General features: G+C 72.3%; 18 protein-coding genes. 5 read left to right on the top strand and 13 right to left on the bottom strand.

Annotated elements, in window-relative coordinates; genetic code table 11:
* Positions 1 to 27: 27 nt before the first annotated feature.
* The 12 genes from prfB to V3N99_16630 all read right to left on the bottom strand — a co-directional run bounded on the left by prfB (position 28) and on the right by V3N99_16630 (position 11,304).
* On the bottom strand, positions 28 to 1,158 hold the full coding sequence (prfB, locus tag V3N99_16685) for a peptide chain release factor 2 (protein MEO3938377.1): 1,131 nt from the start codon (positions 1,156 to 1,158) through the stop codon (positions 28 to 30).
* Positions 1,159 to 1,193: 35 nt separating this feature from the next.
* Positions 1,194 to 1,613, bottom strand: a complete 420-nt coding sequence (locus V3N99_16680) for a pilus assembly protein TadG-related protein (protein MEO3938376.1) — start codon at positions 1,611 to 1,613, stop codon at positions 1,194 to 1,196.
* A gap of 59 nt (positions 1,614 to 1,672) precedes the next feature.
* Positions 1,673 to 2,158 carry a pilus assembly protein gene (locus V3N99_16675; GenBank protein ID MEO3938375.1) on the bottom strand — a complete coding sequence of 162 codons (486 nt, stop codon included), beginning with the start codon at positions 2,156 to 2,158 and terminating at the stop codon, positions 1,673 to 1,675.
* 44 nt (positions 2,159 to 2,202) lie between these two features.
* Positions 2,203 to 2,661, bottom strand: coding sequence for a TadE/TadG family type IV pilus assembly protein (locus tag V3N99_16670; GenBank protein MEO3938374.1), 459 nt, complete (start codon positions 2,659 to 2,661; stop codon positions 2,203 to 2,205).
* Between the two features lie 4 nt (positions 2,662 to 2,665).
* Positions 2,666 to 2,818 carry a hypothetical protein gene (locus tag V3N99_16665; GenBank protein MEO3938373.1) on the bottom strand — a complete coding sequence of 51 codons (153 nt, stop codon included), beginning with the start codon at positions 2,816 to 2,818 and terminating at the stop codon, positions 2,666 to 2,668.
* Positions 2,819 to 2,990: 172 nt separating this feature from the next.
* Positions 2,991 to 3,935 (bottom strand): type II secretion system F family protein, encoded by a 945-nt coding sequence (locus V3N99_16660; protein MEO3938372.1) that lies wholly within the window; start codon positions 3,933 to 3,935, stop codon positions 2,991 to 2,993.
* Positions 3,932 to 4,801, bottom strand: coding sequence for a type II secretion system F family protein (locus V3N99_16655; protein ID MEO3938371.1), 870 nt, complete (start codon positions 4,799 to 4,801; stop codon positions 3,932 to 3,934). The genes V3N99_16660 and V3N99_16655 overlap by 4 nt, the downstream gene beginning before the upstream one ends.
* 1 nt (position 4,802) lies before the next feature.
* A complete protein-coding gene (locus V3N99_16650; protein ID MEO3938370.1) occupies positions 4,803 to 6,032 on the bottom strand; it encodes an ATPase, T2SS/T4P/T4SS family in 1,230 nt (409 codons plus the stop codon).
* A 383-nt stretch (positions 6,033 to 6,415) separates the two neighbouring features.
* Entirely contained in the window at positions 6,416 to 7,384 is a 969-nt protein-coding gene (locus V3N99_16645) for a zinc-binding dehydrogenase (GenBank protein ID MEO3938369.1), read from the bottom strand.
* Between the two features lie 91 nt (positions 7,385 to 7,475).
* Entirely contained in the window at positions 7,476 to 9,218 is a 1,743-nt protein-coding gene (locus V3N99_16640) for a hypothetical protein (GenBank protein MEO3938368.1), read from the bottom strand.
* Positions 9,219 to 9,275: 57 nt separating this feature from the next.
* Positions 9,276 to 10,169 carry a glycosyltransferase family 2 protein gene (locus V3N99_16635; GenBank protein ID MEO3938367.1) on the bottom strand — a complete coding sequence of 298 codons (894 nt, stop codon included), beginning with the start codon at positions 10,167 to 10,169 and terminating at the stop codon, positions 9,276 to 9,278.
* The gene (locus V3N99_16630; protein MEO3938366.1) at positions 10,159 to 11,304 is read right to left on the bottom strand and encodes a glycosyltransferase family 1 protein; all 1,146 of its coding nucleotides are present in this window, start codon (positions 11,302 to 11,304) and stop codon (positions 10,159 to 10,161) included. Before V3N99_16630 ends, V3N99_16635 begins: the two co-directional genes overlap by 11 nt.
* 180 nt (positions 11,305 to 11,484) lie before the next feature.
* Here V3N99_16630 and V3N99_16625 point away from each other — a divergent pair, with 180 nt between their 5' ends.
* From V3N99_16625 to V3N99_16615, 3 genes are all read left to right on the top strand, one after another.
* The gene (locus tag V3N99_16625) at positions 11,485 to 12,453 is read left to right on the top strand and encodes a methyltransferase domain-containing protein (protein ID MEO3938365.1); all 969 of its coding nucleotides are present in this window, start codon (positions 11,485 to 11,487) and stop codon (positions 12,451 to 12,453) included.
* The gene (locus V3N99_16620) at positions 12,450 to 14,024 is read left to right on the top strand and encodes a glycosyltransferase (GenBank protein ID MEO3938364.1); all 1,575 of its coding nucleotides are present in this window, start codon (positions 12,450 to 12,452) and stop codon (positions 14,022 to 14,024) included. Before V3N99_16625 ends, V3N99_16620 begins: the two co-directional genes overlap by 4 nt.
* 370 nt (positions 14,025 to 14,394) lie before the next feature.
* Positions 14,395 to 14,649 carry a hypothetical protein gene (locus V3N99_16615; GenBank protein ID MEO3938363.1) on the top strand — a complete coding sequence of 85 codons (255 nt, stop codon included), beginning with the start codon at positions 14,395 to 14,397 and terminating at the stop codon, positions 14,647 to 14,649.
* Between the two features lie 20 nt (positions 14,650 to 14,669).
* Here the strand turns inward: V3N99_16615 and V3N99_16610 are convergent, their stop codons facing one another.
* Positions 14,670 to 15,758, bottom strand: coding sequence for a hypothetical protein (locus V3N99_16610; protein MEO3938362.1), 1,089 nt, complete (start codon positions 15,756 to 15,758; stop codon positions 14,670 to 14,672).
* A 98-nt stretch (positions 15,759 to 15,856) separates the two neighbouring features.
* On the opposite strand from V3N99_16610, the gene V3N99_16605 reads away from it, so the two are divergent.
* Positions 15,857 to 16,207, top strand: coding sequence for a hypothetical protein (locus tag V3N99_16605; protein MEO3938361.1), 351 nt, complete (start codon positions 15,857 to 15,859; stop codon positions 16,205 to 16,207).
* Positions 16,208 to 16,475: 268 nt separating this feature from the next.
* Positions 16,476 to 17,300 carry a hypothetical protein gene (locus V3N99_16600; protein ID MEO3938360.1) on the top strand — a complete coding sequence of 275 codons (825 nt, stop codon included), beginning with the start codon at positions 16,476 to 16,478 and terminating at the stop codon, positions 17,298 to 17,300.
* Positions 17,301 to 17,302: the final 2 nt, after the last annotated feature.

Raw genomic sequence — 17,302 nt, 5'->3', positions numbered from 1 at the left:
CGCTCCCCCGGCGTGGCGCGTGCGCGCTCAGCGCTCGCGGTCGCGCGCGTCCTGCTTGTCGGCTCCGAGCCGCCACCGGATACCGGCCTCGATGAAGCCGTCGATGTCGCCGTCGAAGACCGCCGAGGTGTTGCCGACCTCGTAGTCGGTGCGCAGGTCCTTGACCATCTGGTAGGGGTGCAGCACGTAGGAGCGCATCTGGTCACCCCAGCTGGCCTTGATGTCGCCGGCCATCTCCTTCTTGGCGGCGTCCTCCTCGGCCCTGCGCTGCAGCAGCAGGCGCGACTGGAGCACGCGCAGGGCGGCCGCACGGTTCTGGATCTGGCTCTTCTCGTTCTGCATCGACACGACGATGCCGGTCGGGATGTGCGTCATGCGGACCGCGGAGTCGGTGGTGTTGACCGACTGGCCACCGGGACCCGACGAGCGGAAGACGTCGACCTTGAGCTCGTTCTCGGGGATCTCGACCGAGTCGGTCGACTCGATGAGCGGGATGACCTCGACCGCGGCGAAGGAGGTCTGGCGTCGGCCCTGGTTGTCGAAGGGGCTGATGCGCACGAGGCGGTGGGTGCCGGCCTCGACCGTGAGGTGGCCGAATGCGTAGGGCGTGTTGACCTCGAAGGTCGCGGACTTCAGCCCCGCCTCCTCGGCCCAGGAGGTGTCCATCACCGCAGTGGGGTAGCCGTGGCGCTCGGCCCACCGCAGGTACATCCGCATGAGCATCTCGGCGAAGTCGGCGGCGTCGACGCCACCGGCACCGGAGCGGATGGTGATGACGGCCGACCGCTCGTCGTACTCCCCGCCGAGCAGCGTGCGCACCTCGAGCTCGCCGACGGCCTTCCGGACCTTGGTCAGCTCGGCCTCAGCCTCGGCGAGGGTGTCGGCGTCGCCGCCGTCCTCGGTGGCCATCTCGACGAGGGTCTCGAGGTCCTCGATGCGGCTGTCCATGCCCATGACGCGGTCGCGCTCGCTGTTGGCCCGCGACAGGGCGGAGGTCACCTGCTGCGCCCGCTCCTGGTCGTCCCACAGGTCTGGCACCGAGGCGGCGGCCTCGAGGTCGGTGATCTGCTTCTCGAGGGAGGCCAGGTCGGTCACCTCGCGGACGGAGTCCATCGTCGCACGCAGGGTCTTGATCTCTTCACCGAAGTCGACAGCCACGGTCGCTCAGCCTACGGCAGCGAGCGCGTGAGGCCTCATCGCAGGTCGGCGCGGGCGCGCCCGACGACGGTGATGGTCACCGAGCTGCCCAGCGCCGAGAGCACGCCGCTGGCGAACGGCAGGTCGGCGTCGCCCTCGAGCACGACCACGGCGGTGCGACCGTCGGGCGACCCGCTGCCCGGCCCGAGACGCCAGGCGCTGACCCCGGTCGGGCGGGGCCGGCCGGCCAGGCCCTGCTGGGCCGACGCGACCACGGTCTGGGTGCTCACCGTCACCGACGCGCCGATCCCCTGCGTGTAGGCGCCCGGCTCGTCGATCGCATCAGCCGCGTCGAGAGCGACCGCATCGGCCGCGTCGAGCAGACGGGTGCGCGCGATCTGCGCCGCCGTCGCGTCGATGCCGCCGAGGATCACGACCAGCGCCACCACGATCAGCCCGAGGATCAGGATGGTCATCGAACCGCCGTCACGGCGCGAGCCCCGCAGCGTATGGAGCCGCCGGGCCAGGGAGCCCCTCATCGGCCCGCGAACCGGTCTGCCGTGACGACGTGGGTCGCCGACACCGGGATGCTGACCGGCAGCACCCCGGCCAGCAGGTCGGGCACTCCCGGCAACGCCACCGTCACGGTCGACGTCACCGAGATCCGGCCCTCGGGCCGCAGGCACGGAGACCCGTCGCAGACCAGCTGCAGGTCGGTGCCCGAGTCGAAGCCGAAGTCGGCCAGCGGCAGCGCGGCCGCCGCCCGGGCCCGGGGCTCGGCCTGCTCCTGGCTCGGTGAGGTCGTGTAGGCCCGACCCGCCTCGCGCGAGGCCGCCGACACCGCGAAGGACGCCGCCTGCAGCTGGCCCACCACCATCACCAGGTAGACCAGCGGCACCAGCAGCAGGACCCCGACGAAGATGAACTCGACGATGGCCCGTCCCTCGTCGGCCGCCCCCAGTCGCAGACGGGTGCGGACGGCGAGGGCAGTCAGGAGCGACCGCGACGGCGTCGACCGCATACGGTGTCGGCCGTGGTGGCCACCGCACGACGTCGGGGCGCCGCTCACTGCGACTCCAGGAAGGCGCGGCCCTGCACCGTCAGGGTGCCCGAGGGGCCGAGGAGGCCGAAGACGGGCAGCGGCGCCGTGACGGTCACGTCAACGACCAGCACCCCGTCGGCCGTCGTCTGCGTGGACTGGCTGACCGCCTGGGCGTAGGAGGGGCTGAGGCTGCGCTCGACGAGATCACGGGTGCGCTCGGCACCCTCGCCGGGGGCAGCCCCGAGGCGGGCGCCCAGCCGGGCGCCCTCCGACGCACCAGAGACGAGCGTGTTGCGCACGTAGAGCAGCAGCCCCAGCTGCAGCACCCCGATGCCGAGGACGAGCACGAGCACCGACACCATGACGAACTCCGCGATGGCACTGCCTCGCTCACGACCGCTCAGGCGCCTCCTCAGCCACCACGCCACCAAGTCGGGACGTGGATGGCGCAGGGCGAGCACCCCGGTGGGCGGCGCGGGCACCAGCTCAGGGACCCTTGACGCTGTTGATCGCCGTGGTGAAGATCTGGAGGAGAGCAGGCTGGGCGAAGGCGTAGATGGCCGCGACGATCCCCGCCGTCATGACCGTGATGAGCACCCAGCCGGGCACGTCGCCCCGGTCCCGGTGACCAGCAGCCATGAGGCGGCGGTGGATCGAAAACGTGGTTCGGGTCATGGTGTGTCCTCCGAGCAGGGCAATGGGTGGGCTTGATAAGGCTGGCTGGGGAGTTGCTGGGGAGTGACTGGGTGTTAGCGGTTGAGGGAGACGGTAGGCGACAACCGGGTCCCGCGGGGCCTGCGTCAGCTGCGACCTAGATCCGGAAGCGGAGGAAGCTGACCCCGGGGTAGATGGCGAAGAGGATGGTGACGGGCAGCACGAGGAAGACGACGGGCACCATCATGGCGATCTCCTTGCGTCCGCCCTCCTCCATGATCTGGCGGCGGCCGGCCTCCCTGACGTCCTGCGCCTGGGCGCGCAGCACGTCGGCCAGCGGGGTGCCGCGCTCGACGGCGACCACCATCCCGTCGACGAACCGGGCGAGGCTGGGCAGGCCGGTGCGGTCGGCCAGACCCTGGAGGGCCACGGGCAGGCTGGCTCCCGCGCGGGCATCGGCGAGGCAGGCGGCGAGCTCGTCGGCCAGCACCCCTCGCGAGAGGCGACAGACACGGTCGAGCGCTCCAGCAGCCCCTTCGCCGGCACTCACAGCGAGGGCGAGCAGCTCTGCGACAGTGGGGAACTCGGCGAGCATACGCTGCTCGCGCCGATTCGCCTCCCGGCTGAGCCACTGGTCACGGGCGAGGGCGCCGGCCAACGTGGCCGCCACGACGACGAGCACGACCGGAACCACACCTGCCCCACGCGTCACCACGGCGGCAACACCGAGCGCAAGGCCGAGGGCAGCGCCACCAGCACCCCAGATGACCTGCTCGGCCCGAAACCGCTCGACGTCGGGAGGCCGTCCGGCCCGCTCGAGCCGTCGGCGCACGCTTGCCGTGCCTCCGAGCAACCGGTCAGCGAGCCCCGCAAGGTTCACCAGCAGGGGCCGCAGCACCCGCGCCAGCCCCAGGCTGGGCGCGCCGGCCACACCCCGCAGCAGTCGCGAGGGACGAGGCGCGTCCCTCAGGTACGGCTCCAGCCGCTCGTCCAGACCGGGTCGTCGGTTGACCGGCAGACCCTGGAACACCAGCACCAGCCCCGCCGCCACGACCAGCCCGATGAGCGCTCCCACCCAGCTCCATCCGGCGAACCCGCTCACCGCAGCACCCGCTCGTCCTCGGGCAGCCGCCCGATCCTGATCATGATCCGGTAGGCCGCGACCGTCACCGCCGCGCCGATCGCGAGGACCACGACGCCCGCCGGCCGCGAGTACGCCTGCAACGAGGCGCTCTGGAAGGACAGCATCGCGAGGACGACCCACGGGGCAGCGCTCGCCAGCCGGGCCGCGTTGATGGTCCAGCCCTGGCGCGTCTCGAGCTCGGCCCTGGTGCGGGCATCCTCGCGCAGGAAGGTCGACAGCGTGCGCAGCAGGCGGCCGAGATCGGCCCCGCCCACTTCGCGGGCGATCCGCAGCGACTCGATCAGCCGGTCACCCACGGGGTCGCTCAGCCTGACCTTGAGCCGGTCGAGGCACTCGTGGAACCTCCCGGACGAGCGGTAGTCCTCGGCGAAGGCGCCGAAAGCGGGCCGCAGCTCCTCCGGCCCGCGCACGGCCAGCTGACTCAGGGCCTCGGGCAGCGCGAGCCCCGCCCTCACGGCCGAGGCGATGTTGTCGACCGCGTCGGGCCACAGGTCACGCAGCTGGGCCCGCCGCTTGCGGGCCCGCATCCGCACGATCGCGATCGGCGCCCACCCCGCGATGACCGCGAAGGCCAGCGCCACGGGCACCACCCGGGTGCTGGCGGCGAAGGCGACGAAGACGAGCAGGGCCGCGCCGATGCTCAGCCCGATCAGGCTCGTTGGCGTGAAGGACGACAGGCCCGCCTGGGCGATCTCGTCGGCGAGACGGGCGGTGGGGCTCGGCTTCGACCGCACCCGGGCGGGCATCGGGTCGGGTGGCCAGCACGACCACCAGATGCAGAAGAGCCCGACGCCGAGCATCAGACCGATCGCCAGCGCGGCCACGTCAGACCTCCTGCGCGAGCAGGGCAGCGACGTCGTAGCCAGCACGCTCGAAGCGGTCCTGGTGCGGCGGGAACCCGTCGAGCCGGCGCAGCACACCCCCACGGCGACCGAAGAGGTCGGCCACCTCGATGACGTCGGACTCGGCCCGCCCGGGGACGGCGACGATCTCGCGCACGCGGCGCACGCCGTCCCGCTCCAGTGCCTGGTGGATCACGATGTCCACGGCCGAGGCGACGGTCGGCACGACGAAGCGGGAGGAGACGTTGTCGCCGGCGAGCAGCGGCAACGTACACATTTTCATCACGGCCTCGCGGGCGGAGTTCGCGTGCACCGTGCACATGCCCGGCAGCCCGGAGTTGAGGGCGATGAGCAGGTCGAGCGCCTCGGCCTGGCGCACCTCCCCGACGATGATGCGCGAGGGCCGCATCCGCAGCGCCTCCTTGACCAGCCGCCGCAAGGGCACCTCACCCGTCCCCTCGAGACTGGGCTGGCGGCACTGCATGCTCGCGACGTCGCGCAGCGGGATCTTCAGCTCGAAGACCTCCTCGCACGTGACGACCCGCTCCCGCGCCGGCACGGCGGCGGCCAGGCAGTTGAGCATCGTCGTCTTGCCCGCCTGGGTGCCGCCCGCGACCAGGATGTTGAGCCCCGCGACGACCGCGGCATCAAGGAAGGTCGCCGCCTGACGCGTCAGCGTCCCCAGCCGCACCAGGTCGTCGAGGTGGTCGGCCTTGACGACGAACTTGCGCACGTTGACGAACCAGTGCTCCTGCGTGATGTCCGGGATCACCACGTGCAACCGCGACCCGTCGGGCAGCATCGCATCGACGAACGGCGAGCTCAGGTCGACCCGTCTCCCCGAGCTGCGGAGCATCCGCTCGACCAGGTCACGCACCTCACCATCGGTCAGGATCGTCGTCGTCAGCTCGCTCACGCCACCGCGGGCGACAAACACCTGCGAGGGGGCGTTTATCCAGATCTCCTCCACCGCCGGGTCGTCGAAGTACCGCTGCAACGGGCCGTAGCCCGCCACCGTGTCCATCACCGACTTGTGCACCTCGCCGAGGTCACCCAGCGTCGCCATCCCGCCGTGCATCGACCGGTCGTCGTAGTCGGCGACCACCTCACGTACCAGCGCACTGATCTCCACCAGATGACGCGCCGGGTCGAGACCCGAGCGCCGGATCAGCTCACGGACCTCACCCTCAACCACCCGCACCGCGTCGGACACGACGACCCAGACCCCTCACCGATGACCCCGAAGAGCCGCCCCCGGGCGGCCCACGACCGCACCAGCGCCCGTGCGGCACATCGTAGCCAGCGCACGCACCCCCATGCGGCTCACGACGGCCGCCCTGTGGACAACGTGTGGGTCCCGGTGCTCAGCACACACCGCACTCCCCGGGTCCCTCCGACACTGTGAACAGACCCAACGGACTATTCGTACTGCGAGCAACCTCCGTCACGCTTGAGAGGCGGAGGTGGAACCACCCAGCCAGCTCCGCCCGGACCGACTGTGCCCAGCCCGATCCGGGCCCGGTCCGGTCGGCCCCGGACAGGCACCTGCCCGGGGCCGGCCACACCTGGGCCCGATCGGCAGCGCTGGCGGCGGCGTCAGAGGGTGAAGACGATCTTCCCGAAGACGTCGCCCTGCGCCATCGACGCGAACCCGTCGCGGGCCTGCGCCAGCGGCATCGTGCTGTCGATGACCGGCGCGATGCCGGTGAGGGTCACGAAGGCGGCCAGCCGCTCGAGCTCGGCCCGCGAGCCCATGGTCGAGCCGATCACGCGGAGCTGCTTGAAGAAGATCTTGGTCAGCTCGGCCTTGGTCGGGGCGTCGCCCGAGGTAGCCCCCGCGATGACGATGGTGCCGCCGGGGTTGAGCGAGTTGACCGAGTGCGACCAGGTCGCCGCCCCCACGGTCTCCATGACCGCGTCGACCCGCTCGGGCAGCCGCTCGCCCGAGCCGAAGGCACGGTCGGCGCCGAGCGCGAGGGCCTTGGCCGCCTTGTCCTCGTCGCGGCTGGTCACCCACATGCGGTAGCCCGCGGCCTGCCCCAGCTGCACGAGCGCGGTCGAGACGCCGCCACCGGCGCCCTGCACGAGCACGGTGCCGCCGGGCTGCACGCCCGAGTTGGTGAACAGCATCCGGTATGCCGTCAGCCACGCCGTCGAGAGGCAGGCGGCGGTCTCCCACGACATCCCCTCCGGCTTCGGCACGAGGTTGTGGGTGGGCACGGCCACCTGCTCCGCGAGGGTGCCGTCGTAGATCTCCGACAACAGCGAGCGCTTCGGGTCGAGGGTCTCGTCGCCGGTCCACCCCGGGCTGCCCACGACGGCGTGCACGATGACCTCACGGCCGTCCGGGTCGACGCCTGCGCCGTCGCAGCCGAGGATCATCGGGCACCGGTCGGCGGGCAGGCCCACGCCCTTGAGCGACCACACGTCGTGGTGGTTGAGGCCCGCGGCCTTGAGGGTGACCGAGGACCACCCCTCCCTGGCCTGCGGGGCGGGGCGTTCGCCGACCTCGAGGGCGCTGAGCGGGTCGGTGGCGTTGGTCGTGGCGGCGTAGGCAGCGAGCATGGCGCCAGAGTAACGAGTCACCGGTTCACCGCATCCGCTCGGCCCTCGCTCGGCCCTCGCACGGCCCTCGCACGGCCCTCTCACACGGCGCTCACACCGTGGCGAGCCCCAGCCGCTCCTCGGCGGCGCGCACCTCGCGGGCCCCGGCCCGGCCGTCGCGCACCAGCACGACCAGCGCAAAGAGGCTGGCCACGGTGGGCAGCACGAACACCAGCAGCACCGTCACGGTCGACGGCAGCGGTGACCACCGCAGCAGGCCGTGCACCCCCGACAGCAGCGTGCCGGGGCCCGAGCCCTTCAGCGGGGTGTACCACTGCTCGAGGATGAAGACCCACGCTGCAACGGTCGTGACCAGCCCACCGATCAGCACGACCGGGGCCAGCAGCGGCAGCGAGGCCGGCCGCAGCACCCGCACCCAGCCGAGGACCGAGACCGCGGCCAGCACGACGACCAGGTGGTAGACGTAGCGCCCCTGGGCGCCCGAGATGACGTTCGACCACTTCTGGTTCGCGGCCAGCGAGCCGGCCCCGACGACGGCGAAGGTCAGGAGCACCGACGCCGTCAGCACCAGCGCCATCCCGCGAGCACCGTTGCGGGAGCGGGCGGTGCAGGCCACGAGGATGCCGACCACGACGAGCGAGAACCAGCCGTAGGTCAGGACCGGGCCCATGCTCGGGGTGTCGGCGAGCCCGATGCCGCCCCAGATGCGCATGACGAACTGCGACGAGAAGTCGGGGAGGAACTTCGAGATCGGTCCGCCGCCGTCGGGGAGCCCGTAGGCCCGGATCTGGGTCGCCTCGCCCATGCCGTTGACCTGGAGCGTCTTGTAGAGCACGAGGTTGCGCACCCACCACGTGATGCCGATGGCCCCGCCGACGGCCACGACCAGCAGCGGTCGCACCAGGGCGGCGACTGCCCGCCCGAGGCCGCCGTCGGCGCGTCGGCGCCAGCCGGCCACGAGGTAGGCGGCCAGGATCACGGGCGGGAACACCAGCCCGAAGCCCTTGGTCAGCAGGGCCACGGCGAGCGCCACCGAGACCCAGGTGGCGACCCGCAGGCTGAGGTCGCCGGTCATCACCCGCACGAGACCCCACACGAGGACCGACCCGGCGAGCACGAGCAGGGTGTCGTTCGTGACGGCCGACCCGTCCCGGGCGAGGTTGGGGATGGTCAGCAGCACGGCGGCGGCGGTCAGGCCGGCCGCCGACGCCTCGATGCGGGCCTGGCGCACCACCTCGTCACCCACGGTCTCCTGCCCGTCAGCCGTGCCCCCGCCCGGTCGTCTCACCTGGAGCAGCCGCCGCATCGTGGCCCAGCAGAGCACCGGCACCGGCAGCAGGAGAAGTGAGCTGACCAGGCGCATCAGCCAGACCTGCACGTCCCACGCCAGGTGGTCGACGCCGGGCAGTCGCAGCACCACCGCCATGGTCCAGTAGTAGAGCGGCGGGTGCTGCATCATCTGGTTGGGCTGGCCGCCGACGACGAAGGCCCGACCTCCGAGCTGCTCGAAGGACTGCCGATCGCTGCGCGGGGCGATCGGGGCGTCGAGGAACGCGACCCGCGGGGGGAAGCCGGGCTGCAGCGACTGCAGACCCGCGCTGGCCCGGGTGGGCGGCAGCTGCGCAGGGTCGTAGAAGGTGAACGGCGCCCCCGAGTAGACGTAGGCCATGTCGATGTGCTGCGGCTCGTCGTAGCCGTAGGCCATCGGCCAGACCAGTCCAGCCCCCAGCAGCACGGCCGCCCAGAGCACCGTGATCGCCCAGACGGTCAGCGGAAGCCGGCCCCGGGTGGACCGGGGCGATCGGGCGGATGGAGCGGGACGAGTGCCGGACAAGGGGACTCCTGAGGCTGCGTGGTGACGACGCTGGATCGTAACGGAGCGGGCAGGGCCTCAGCCGTCGCCGCGCGTGGGCTGCGCCCCGTGCACGATGCGCGTGACCCGCCGCGACAGCTCGAAGCGGGCACGCAGCCCGAGCCTCAGGGCGAGGCGCACCGGCAGCCAGGGCCACCCGGCATACCGGCGGGAGAGGTAGCGGTAGGCGCTGTCGTGGTGGGCCCGCGAGCTCGCGACGAGGTCGCGTGAGGTCGACGCACCGCCGTGGTGGCGCACCGTCGCCGAGGGGGCGTAGACGACGTCCCAGCCGGCCTGCCCGAGCCGCTCGCACAGGTCGGTGTCCTCGAAGTACATCCAGTAGGCCTCGTCGAAGCCGCCCACCGACTCGAAGGCCTCGCGGCGCAGCACCATGCAGGCGCCCGACAGCCAGCCGGCGCGCTCCTCGCGGGGCTCGCCCCGCTCCCGCCGGTAGGACGCCGTCCAGGGGTTGCGCGGCCAGATCCACCCGAAGAGCGCATGACCGACGCCGCGCCCGAGCGAGGGCAGCTCGCGCGCCGACGGGTAGAGCAGACCCTCGGTGGTGAGGATCCGCGGGCCGAGCACCCCGGCGCGCGGCCACCGGCTCGCGACCTCGAGCAGCTCGTCGAGGGCACCGTCGTCGAAGGTGAGGTCGGAGTTCGCGACGACCACCCACTCCTCCGGCGCCTGCTCGACGCCCGTGTTGGCGCCGCCGCCGTAGCCGAGGTTGCGACCGGTCTCGACCAGCGTCAGCAGGTCGCCCTCGCGCGCGCGGACCCACTCGACCGTGCCGTCGAGCGAGCCGTTGTCGACGACCGTGACGGGCACTGGTCGCTTGCTGGCCCGGCGCACGGACTCGAGCAGCTGGGGCAGGTGCTCCCCCGGGAACCACGTGATGACCACGATGCGCACGGGGAGGAGGTCAGTGCCCACGGGCCACCTCGGTGAAGACCCGCGCATGGGCTGCCGCGGTCGCCTCCCACGTGTAGGTCGCCGCCCGCGTCAGCGCGGCAGCCCGCAGCCGCTCGCGCTGCTCCGGGTCGTCGAGCAGGGCCGCGAGCGCGGTGGCGAGGTCGGCGGTGTCGGGTGACGCGGCATACGCGACGGCGTCGCCACCGACCTCGGGCAGCGAGAGACGGCGGGTGGTGAGCACCGCTGCGCCGCAGGCCATGGCCTCGAGGACCGGCAGCCCGAAGCCCTCCCCCAGGGCCGGGTAGGCCACGACCCGCGCCCCCCCGAGCAGCGCCGGCACGAGCTCGTCGGGCACGAAGCCGGGGCGCACCACCTGCAGGTGCGCAGGCACCCGGGCGAGGGCCGGCTCGACCTCGTCGTCCCAGCCGCGGCCACCGGCGACGACGAGGGCCGGGGGGTCGGGCCGGTCGCGGCAGACGCGCACCCACGCGTCGACGAGGGCGGGCACGTTCTTGCGCGGCTCGAGGGTGCCGAGGAAGGCGACGTATGGAGTGCCGTCAGCGAGCCCCAGGCGCGCGCGCACCGCCGCGACCTGCGCCGGCGTCGGTGGCTTGAACTGCTCGTGGTCGACGCCGTGGGGCACGACCGTGAACGCCTCGGGCGCCCCCCCGACGTGCTCGCGCACCTCGTCGAGGGTGGCGCGGCTCGGCACGATCAACCGGTCGGCCAGGCGCACCGAGGCCCGGGTCCAGGCGCTGAAGAAGCGCCGCTTCGCCGGCAGGTGGGTCTGAGGCAGGCTGAAGAACGTGGCGTCGTGCAGGGTCACGACCTGGGCCGGGCCGCCGGGCAGGGCCAGCAGCAACGGCATCGTGTAGTGCGGCGAGTGGACCACGTCGGCCCCCACCCGGCGCGCCGTGGCGGCCAGCCCGGACTGCTCCCACGCCAGGCGCACGGGGGTGCGCGCAGCCCACACCGGGGACGGGTGCACGTGCTCTGGCCCTATCCACTGCGCGAAGCGCTCAATGTCGCGGGCGGCCGCCGCGACGTGCGTCGTGAGCCCCAGTCCGGGCAGCCGGCTGACCAGCTCGTCCACGTAGCGACCGACCCCACCACGGTCGGCCGGCAGGGCCGTCGCGTCGACGAGCACGATCGTCATGCAGGGAGGACCTTCGTCTACGGGGGGCGCCAGGGGGGTCGGGAAGGGCGGGGCGCGTCACTCTACCGCCCGCGCCCGGCGGGCGGTCCGACGCGTCGGGGCTAGACTCACGGCCCGGGAAGCCTGCCCGGTGCAGCCTCCCTCCCCAGCTCCCTGCACCACGATCCCGAGGACTCCCACGTGAGCGACGCCACGGCCGTCTCGACCGGCGGAACCACCGCCATGGACTACAGCGAGGCCTACTACCGGCACTACTCCGACAGCGACGAGCCCTACGCCTGGAGCAGCGCCGGGTGGCGCAACTTCTTCACCCACGTCGCCGGCCGCATCATCGCGACGACCGGACCCGCGGAGCGGGTGCTCGACGTCGGCTGCGCCAAGGGGATGCTGACCCAGGCGTTCCTCGCCGCCGGGAGCAGCCAGGCCGAGGGGTTCGACATCTCGCAGGCCGCGATCGACGACGCCGACCCCGAGGTGCGGTCGCGGCTGCGCGTGGGCAGCGCCACCACGCCCATCGACGGCCGCTACGACCTCGTGACCTGCATCGAGGTGCTCGAGCACATGGCCCCGCCGGACGCCGCAGCGGCCATCGACAACATCTGCGCCGTCACCGACCGGGCCGTCATCTCGTCGACCCCCCGCGACTTCGACGAGCCGACCCACGTCAACGTCCACCCGGTGGCCGACTGGGCCGCCGAGTTCGCCGCCCGAGGGTTCTTCCGCCGCACCGACACGGACCTGTCCTTCCTCTCGCCCTGGGCGGCCTACTTCGAGCGGGGCAGCCTCACCACTCGCGACGTCGTGCACCGCTACGAGAGCGCGATGTGGCCGCTGCGTGAAGAGGTCGGCGTCAAGCGCGCCTCGCTGCTCGAGGCGCACCGCCAGCTCAGCCAGGTCGAGGACGGCGAGACGATCGCCGCGCTGCGCCACGAGATCCTCGTGCTGCGCGACCACGCGGTGGGGGCCGAGGCCGAGGTCGGCACCGCCCGGGCCAACCTGGCCCGCGCCCAAGCCGAGTGCGTGCGCATGCAGGAGCAGCTGAGCAGCTACGGCCAGCGGCTGCACGAGGTGGAGCAGTCCACCCGCTGGCGGATGAGCGGCGCCGTGATGGAGCCGCTGGCCAAGGTCAAGCGCCGGGTGCGCCCGTGACCGACGGCACGCCTCGCCCACCGCTGTTCTCGATCGTCACCCCCGTCTACAACCCGGACGTCGCGGTCCTGCGCGACACCATCACCTCGGTGCTGGACCAGACCTTCGTTGACTGGGAATGGGTGCTGGTCGACGACGCCTCCCCCGACCCCGCCGTGCGCGCCGAGCTGCGGCGGGCCGCGGCGGAGGACACCCGCATACGGCTGGTCGAGCGTGAGGCCAACGGTCACATCGTCGCGGCGTCCAACGACGGGGTGGCCGCGGCGACCGGTGAGTTCGTCGCCCTGCTCGACCATGACGACCTGCTGGCCGAGACCGCCCTCGAGGAGGTCGCCACGGCGATCGGGGCTCACGACGACGTCGACTACGTCTACACCGACGAGGACAAGGTCGACCACGAGGGGCGCTACTACGACGCCTTCCTCAAGCCGGCCTGGTCGCCCACGAGGCTCCTCGGCCAGATGTACACCTGCCACTTCTCGGTGTTGCGACGCAGCCTCGTGGCGCAGGTCGGCGGCTTTCGAGAGGGCTTCGACGGCAGCCAGGACCACGACCTCGTGCTGCGGGTGACCGAGCGCGCCCGCCGGGTCGTGCACGTGCCCGAGGTGCTCTACCACTGGCGGGTGGTGCCCGGCTCGACCGCCGGTGACGCCCAGGCCAAGCCGTATGCCGCGGTCGCCGGCCGCAAGGCCGTCCAGGAGGCGATCGACCGCCGGGGGCTGCACGGCACGGTCGTCGACGCGCCGCAGGCCTTCGGGCACTACGTCGTCGAGGGGTCGCTGGACCCGAGCACCCGGGTCAGCGTCGTCATCCCCACGATCGGGCAGAGCGGCATCGTCTGGGGCACCAAGCAGGTCTTCGTCGTGGAAGCCGTCCGCTCGGTGCTGGCCAAGACGTCGCACCCCGAGCTCGAGATCGTGGTCGTCTACGACGCCCCGACCCCGACCGACGTGCTGCACGAGCTGCGCCGGATCGCCGGCGACAAGCTCGTGCTCGTGCCGTTCCGCGACGCCTTCAACTTCAGCGAGAAGTGCAACGTCGGCGTCGTCCGCTCGACCGGGTCACGGATCGTGCTGCTCAACGACGACGTGCGGGTGATCTCGGATCGCTGGCTCGAGAACCTCGTCGCGCCGCTCGACGACCCCCGGATCGGCATGACCGGGGCCAAGCTCTACTTCGCCGACGGCACCATCCAGCACGCCGGCCACCGCTACACGGACGGGGAGTACACCCACCCCTACACCGGCACCGTCATGGCCGACCCCGGCCGGCTCGGTGACCTCGTCATCAGCCGAGAGGTCTCGGGCGTCACGGCAGCGTGCGCCGCGCTGCGCCGCGAGGTCTACGACGAGGTGGGTGGGCTCTCGGAGACGCTGCCGGTCAACTTCAACGACGTCGACCTCTCCTACAAGGTGCGCCGCGCAGGCCACGACATCGTGTGGGTCGCCAACTGCGAGCTCTACCACTTCGAGTCCCGCACCCGGCCGCGCCAGATCGACCAGTGGGAGTACTTCGCGACCACTGCTCGATGGGGAGTGCCTGAGCAGGACGACTACCTGCCTGTCCTCTAGCTGCGGCGCGGTCCGCTGACGGCGCCCGGCTCCGTGGCTGCGCCCGTCAAGGTGGCCGCGCATCTCAAGGTGGCTGATGTATTCGGCACCGTCTGCGGGTGACGTTCTTGATGGAGACGACCTCATCTGAACCATGTCGTCGGCATCGTCTTGCAGGCTGTCGGCGAGACGCGAGAAGCCGTCAGGCGGCGACGTCGGTGGCGTTGCGTGGGTGGGTGGTGTGGATGCGGCCGAGGGGGGTGGTCCAGGTGCAGGTGCCATCGGGGGTCATGGTGAAGGCCCATCCGGGGTGGTGTTTGAAGGTGTGGTGTCGTCGGCAGCGGCAGACGAGGTTGGTGGTGGTGGTGGGGCCGGTGGGGAAGGGGGTGACATGGTCGAGGTCGGTGCGGGCGGCGTCGGTGGTGCAGCCGGGGAAGCGGCAGTGGCCGTCGCGGGCGCGGATGAGGCGGGCGAGGCGGGCGTTGGGGCGGTAGGTGGTGGGGTCGTGTACGACGATGGTGCCGGTGGTGGGGTCGTACCCGTGGAGGCGGATCGCGGTGTCGGGGTGGGCGAGCCAGGTGGTGATGGCGGTGTTGAGGATGATGCCGACGCGGGTGTGCAGGACCCCGATCCGGCTGGTGGCTGATCGGTCGTGTGGGGGGAGCGTCAGGGGGGTGTGAGGGGGGCGGGTGCCTCCCCCGAGGGTGCTGGTGATGCCGGTGGCTGCCGGGTGGCCGGGGCGTCACCGCTTTGGTCGGGGTCTGGTCCGAGGTCGCGGTCCGCCTCTGACGGCGGCTCTTCGAGGAGCAGCTCGTGCAGGCGCAGTAGGTCCTCCAGCTCTGCCAGGCCGGGCTGGCCGTCTGGCTGCGACGCTGGTTCAGCCGCTGGTTCAGCCGCTGGTTCAGCCTCTGATTCAGCAGGCTCAGGCACGGGGGTGGGGGTGCAGTGTGAGGGCAGGCCTCCGTGGTGCCACTCCAGGGGGGTGAGGGTCTCGAGGTGGATCCGCGTGCCCTGGGAGACGATGAGGTGCAGGTGGCGTTCGTCGGTGGTGACCCGTCGAGGGGGTGGGCTGCAGGTCTGACAGGTCGCGTCGGGGTCGTCGGCTACGGGACAGATCGAGCCTGCCGGGCCTGCCGGGCCTGCCGGGCCTGACGGGCCCGACGGGCCTGACGGGCCTGACGGGGCTGCGAGGGCTGTTGGTGGTCGCGGCGTGCACGCCGTGTGGGTCGTGTCGGGTGTGTGGGGTGTGTGGGGTGTGTGGGGTGTGTGGGGCGTGTGGGGTGTGGCGGTGTGGTTGTGGTCGCCGGTGCTGGGTGGTGGTGGGGGGTAGGGCACGAGGAGCTCGATGGTGGTGCTGATAGTGGCCTGGGCCAGGATCAGGTCGACCATCGCGTCGGCGCGGGCCTGACCGATCCGCAGTCCGGGGGTGGTGGTGGCGTACTGGCTGGCGAGGGCGTCGATCGCGGCCCACGCCTGGAGGGACGTGTCCGACGGCAACGACGCCGTCCAGGACGTGACGCCGGGGTCAGCGCCGGCCCGGACCCGGACGAACCGTTCGTCGAGTGCGGCGGCGGCGCGGGCGGCGGCACTGTCGGGGTCGACCGTGGCCGCGACCCCGGCGGCGCGGCGGTGGACCCCGCCCGGGGTCAGGTCGACCAGTGGGGTGCGGACACGACCGGAGATGGTCGTGATCTCGGTGTCGAACTCGCCCCGCAACGGGGGGTCGACGAGCGCGGCCTCCGCAGCGACCCGCACCGGCCCGGTGCCGGTCGAGACGGCCCCCCCGCACCAGCGCGAACGTGGCGGGCAGGTCGGTGACCAGGGTGTGCGCCTCGTGCAGGCGGGCACTCATCGTGCGCGGGGTCAGGTGCACCACCGGCGCGAGCATCGCGGTCGCGACCTCCGCCGCCGTCTCCCCCGGGTGCGGCCGCCGACCCCCTTGGCCCCCCTGGCCCACCCGGGCCCCCCTGGCCCCCCGGGCCCCCCGGGCCCAGCTGGCCCAGCTGACGCTGCTGCTCCTGCTCGACGGCCAGCCGCTCCGCGGACCGCCGCACGAACGCCACCATCGCGAGCACCGACACCGCGGACAACGCGGCCGTGGCCCGCTCGACGATCTCGACGACCGCCAACGCCTCCTGCTCGTCCAGCCCGAGCACGGCCGGGTCCGTGAGGTCTCCGAGCGCGGACACCAGCGACAGCGGTGACACGGAACCCTCCGTCACCGCTGCCGTCACCTCCACCCACTCGAACACGTGTTCGATTCTACGTATCCAACCGTCGGGTGGCAAGGGGTGGGAGTGGCCAGTGGATCGCCTTCGGCCAGACCGCGCGGCCCGGGTGCACGAGCGCGCCAGCCTGCTCGGCCTCAGTCGCCATGGCCTGTCAGACCCTCCCCCTAGCGTTCCCATCAGACCGCTGGAATCGCGGCGCCCCGGGCAGAGCCCGTGGCCAACCCACCCGGAGGAGGGGTCCATGCCAGAAGACTGGGACGGTGTGTACAAGCGTCTGTTCCGAGACTTCCCGCGCGAGGCCCTGCGCATCCTGTGCGACATCGACGCCACTGGAGCCGAGGTCACCCCGGCGCCGACCGAGTTCACGATGAAGCTGCGCGCTGACGGCGTCTTCCAGGTCCGACCGCCCGACGGCGCTCCGTTCGTGGTGCACGTCGAAGTCCAGCGCTCACCTGCCGACGACTTCGAGCTCCGGCTGGTGCGGCACTGGTTGGCCATCACGACCGAGCACGGCGAGCCGCCACGACAGGTCGTGATCTTGCCCCTCGGCGGTCCTTACACGGGCCAGTACGAGGCCGGCGGGCTCACCCTGACCTACGACGTGCTGGACGTCACCACCCTGGACCAGACCGTGCTCCGCGGCTCTCCTCTGGCTCCGCTGGCCCTCGGATCGCGTGCGTCACCGACGCTCGTCGACGCGGTGGTTGCCCAGATCGCGGCGGTGACGGACGACCCGGATGCCCGGGCCACCCTCGTCGATCTCGCTATGCTGGGAGCAGACGATCTGCTGGCGGCCCTTATCACCGACTCCATCAGAAGGAACGACATGAGCGACGTGCTTGAGCGCACCGCGGAAGGCCGGGCACTCCTGGCCCGCGGGGAGGCCCGCGGGGAGGCCCGCGGGTACACCGCGGGTGAGGCTGCTGGCCTACGGGTCCTGCTGGTCGAGAAGTTCGGCGAGTCGGCCGATCTGGACGCCCTGTCCCAAGGCCTCGCCGCGGAGGGCTTCGCAGCCGGGCTGCGCCGCATCCAGGGCGCCACATCGCTGGCCGACGTGCTCGCCTGAGC

Source organism: Dermatophilaceae bacterium Soc4.6 (genome assembly GCA_039889245.1).
Taxonomy (GTDB): domain Bacteria; phylum Actinomycetota; class Actinomycetes; order Actinomycetales; family Dermatophilaceae; genus Lapillicoccus.
The sequence above is the reverse complement of the archived record's forward strand: the minus strand, read 5'-3'. Positions and strand labels throughout refer to the sequence as shown.

Bases quoted from the DNA above. Each gene is read 5' to 3' on its own strand.
- V3N99_16680 (MEO3938376.1), bottom strand. From the start codon at position 1,613: ATGACCATCCTGATCCTCGGGCTGATCGTGGTGGCGCTGGTCGTGATC.
- V3N99_16675 (MEO3938375.1), bottom strand. From the start codon at position 2,158: ATGCGGTCGACGCCGTCGCGGTCGCTCCTGACTGCCCTCGCCGTCCGC.
- V3N99_16665 (MEO3938373.1), bottom strand. From the start codon at position 2,818: ATGGCTGCTGGTCACCGGGACCGGGGCGACGTGCCCGGCTGGGTGCTC.
- V3N99_16645 (MEO3938369.1), bottom strand. From the start codon at position 7,384: ATGCTCGCTGCCTACGCCGCCACGACCAACGCCACCGACCCGCTCAGC.
- V3N99_16630 (MEO3938366.1), bottom strand. From the start codon at position 11,304: ATGACGATCGTGCTCGTCGACGCGACGGCCCTGCCGGCCGACCGTGGT.
- V3N99_16615 (MEO3938363.1), top strand. From the start codon at position 14,395: ATGGTCGAGGTCGGTGCGGGCGGCGTCGGTGGTGCAGCCGGGGAAGCG.
- V3N99_16600 (MEO3938360.1), top strand. From the start codon at position 16,476: ATGCCAGAAGACTGGGACGGTGTGTACAAGCGTCTGTTCCGAGACTTC.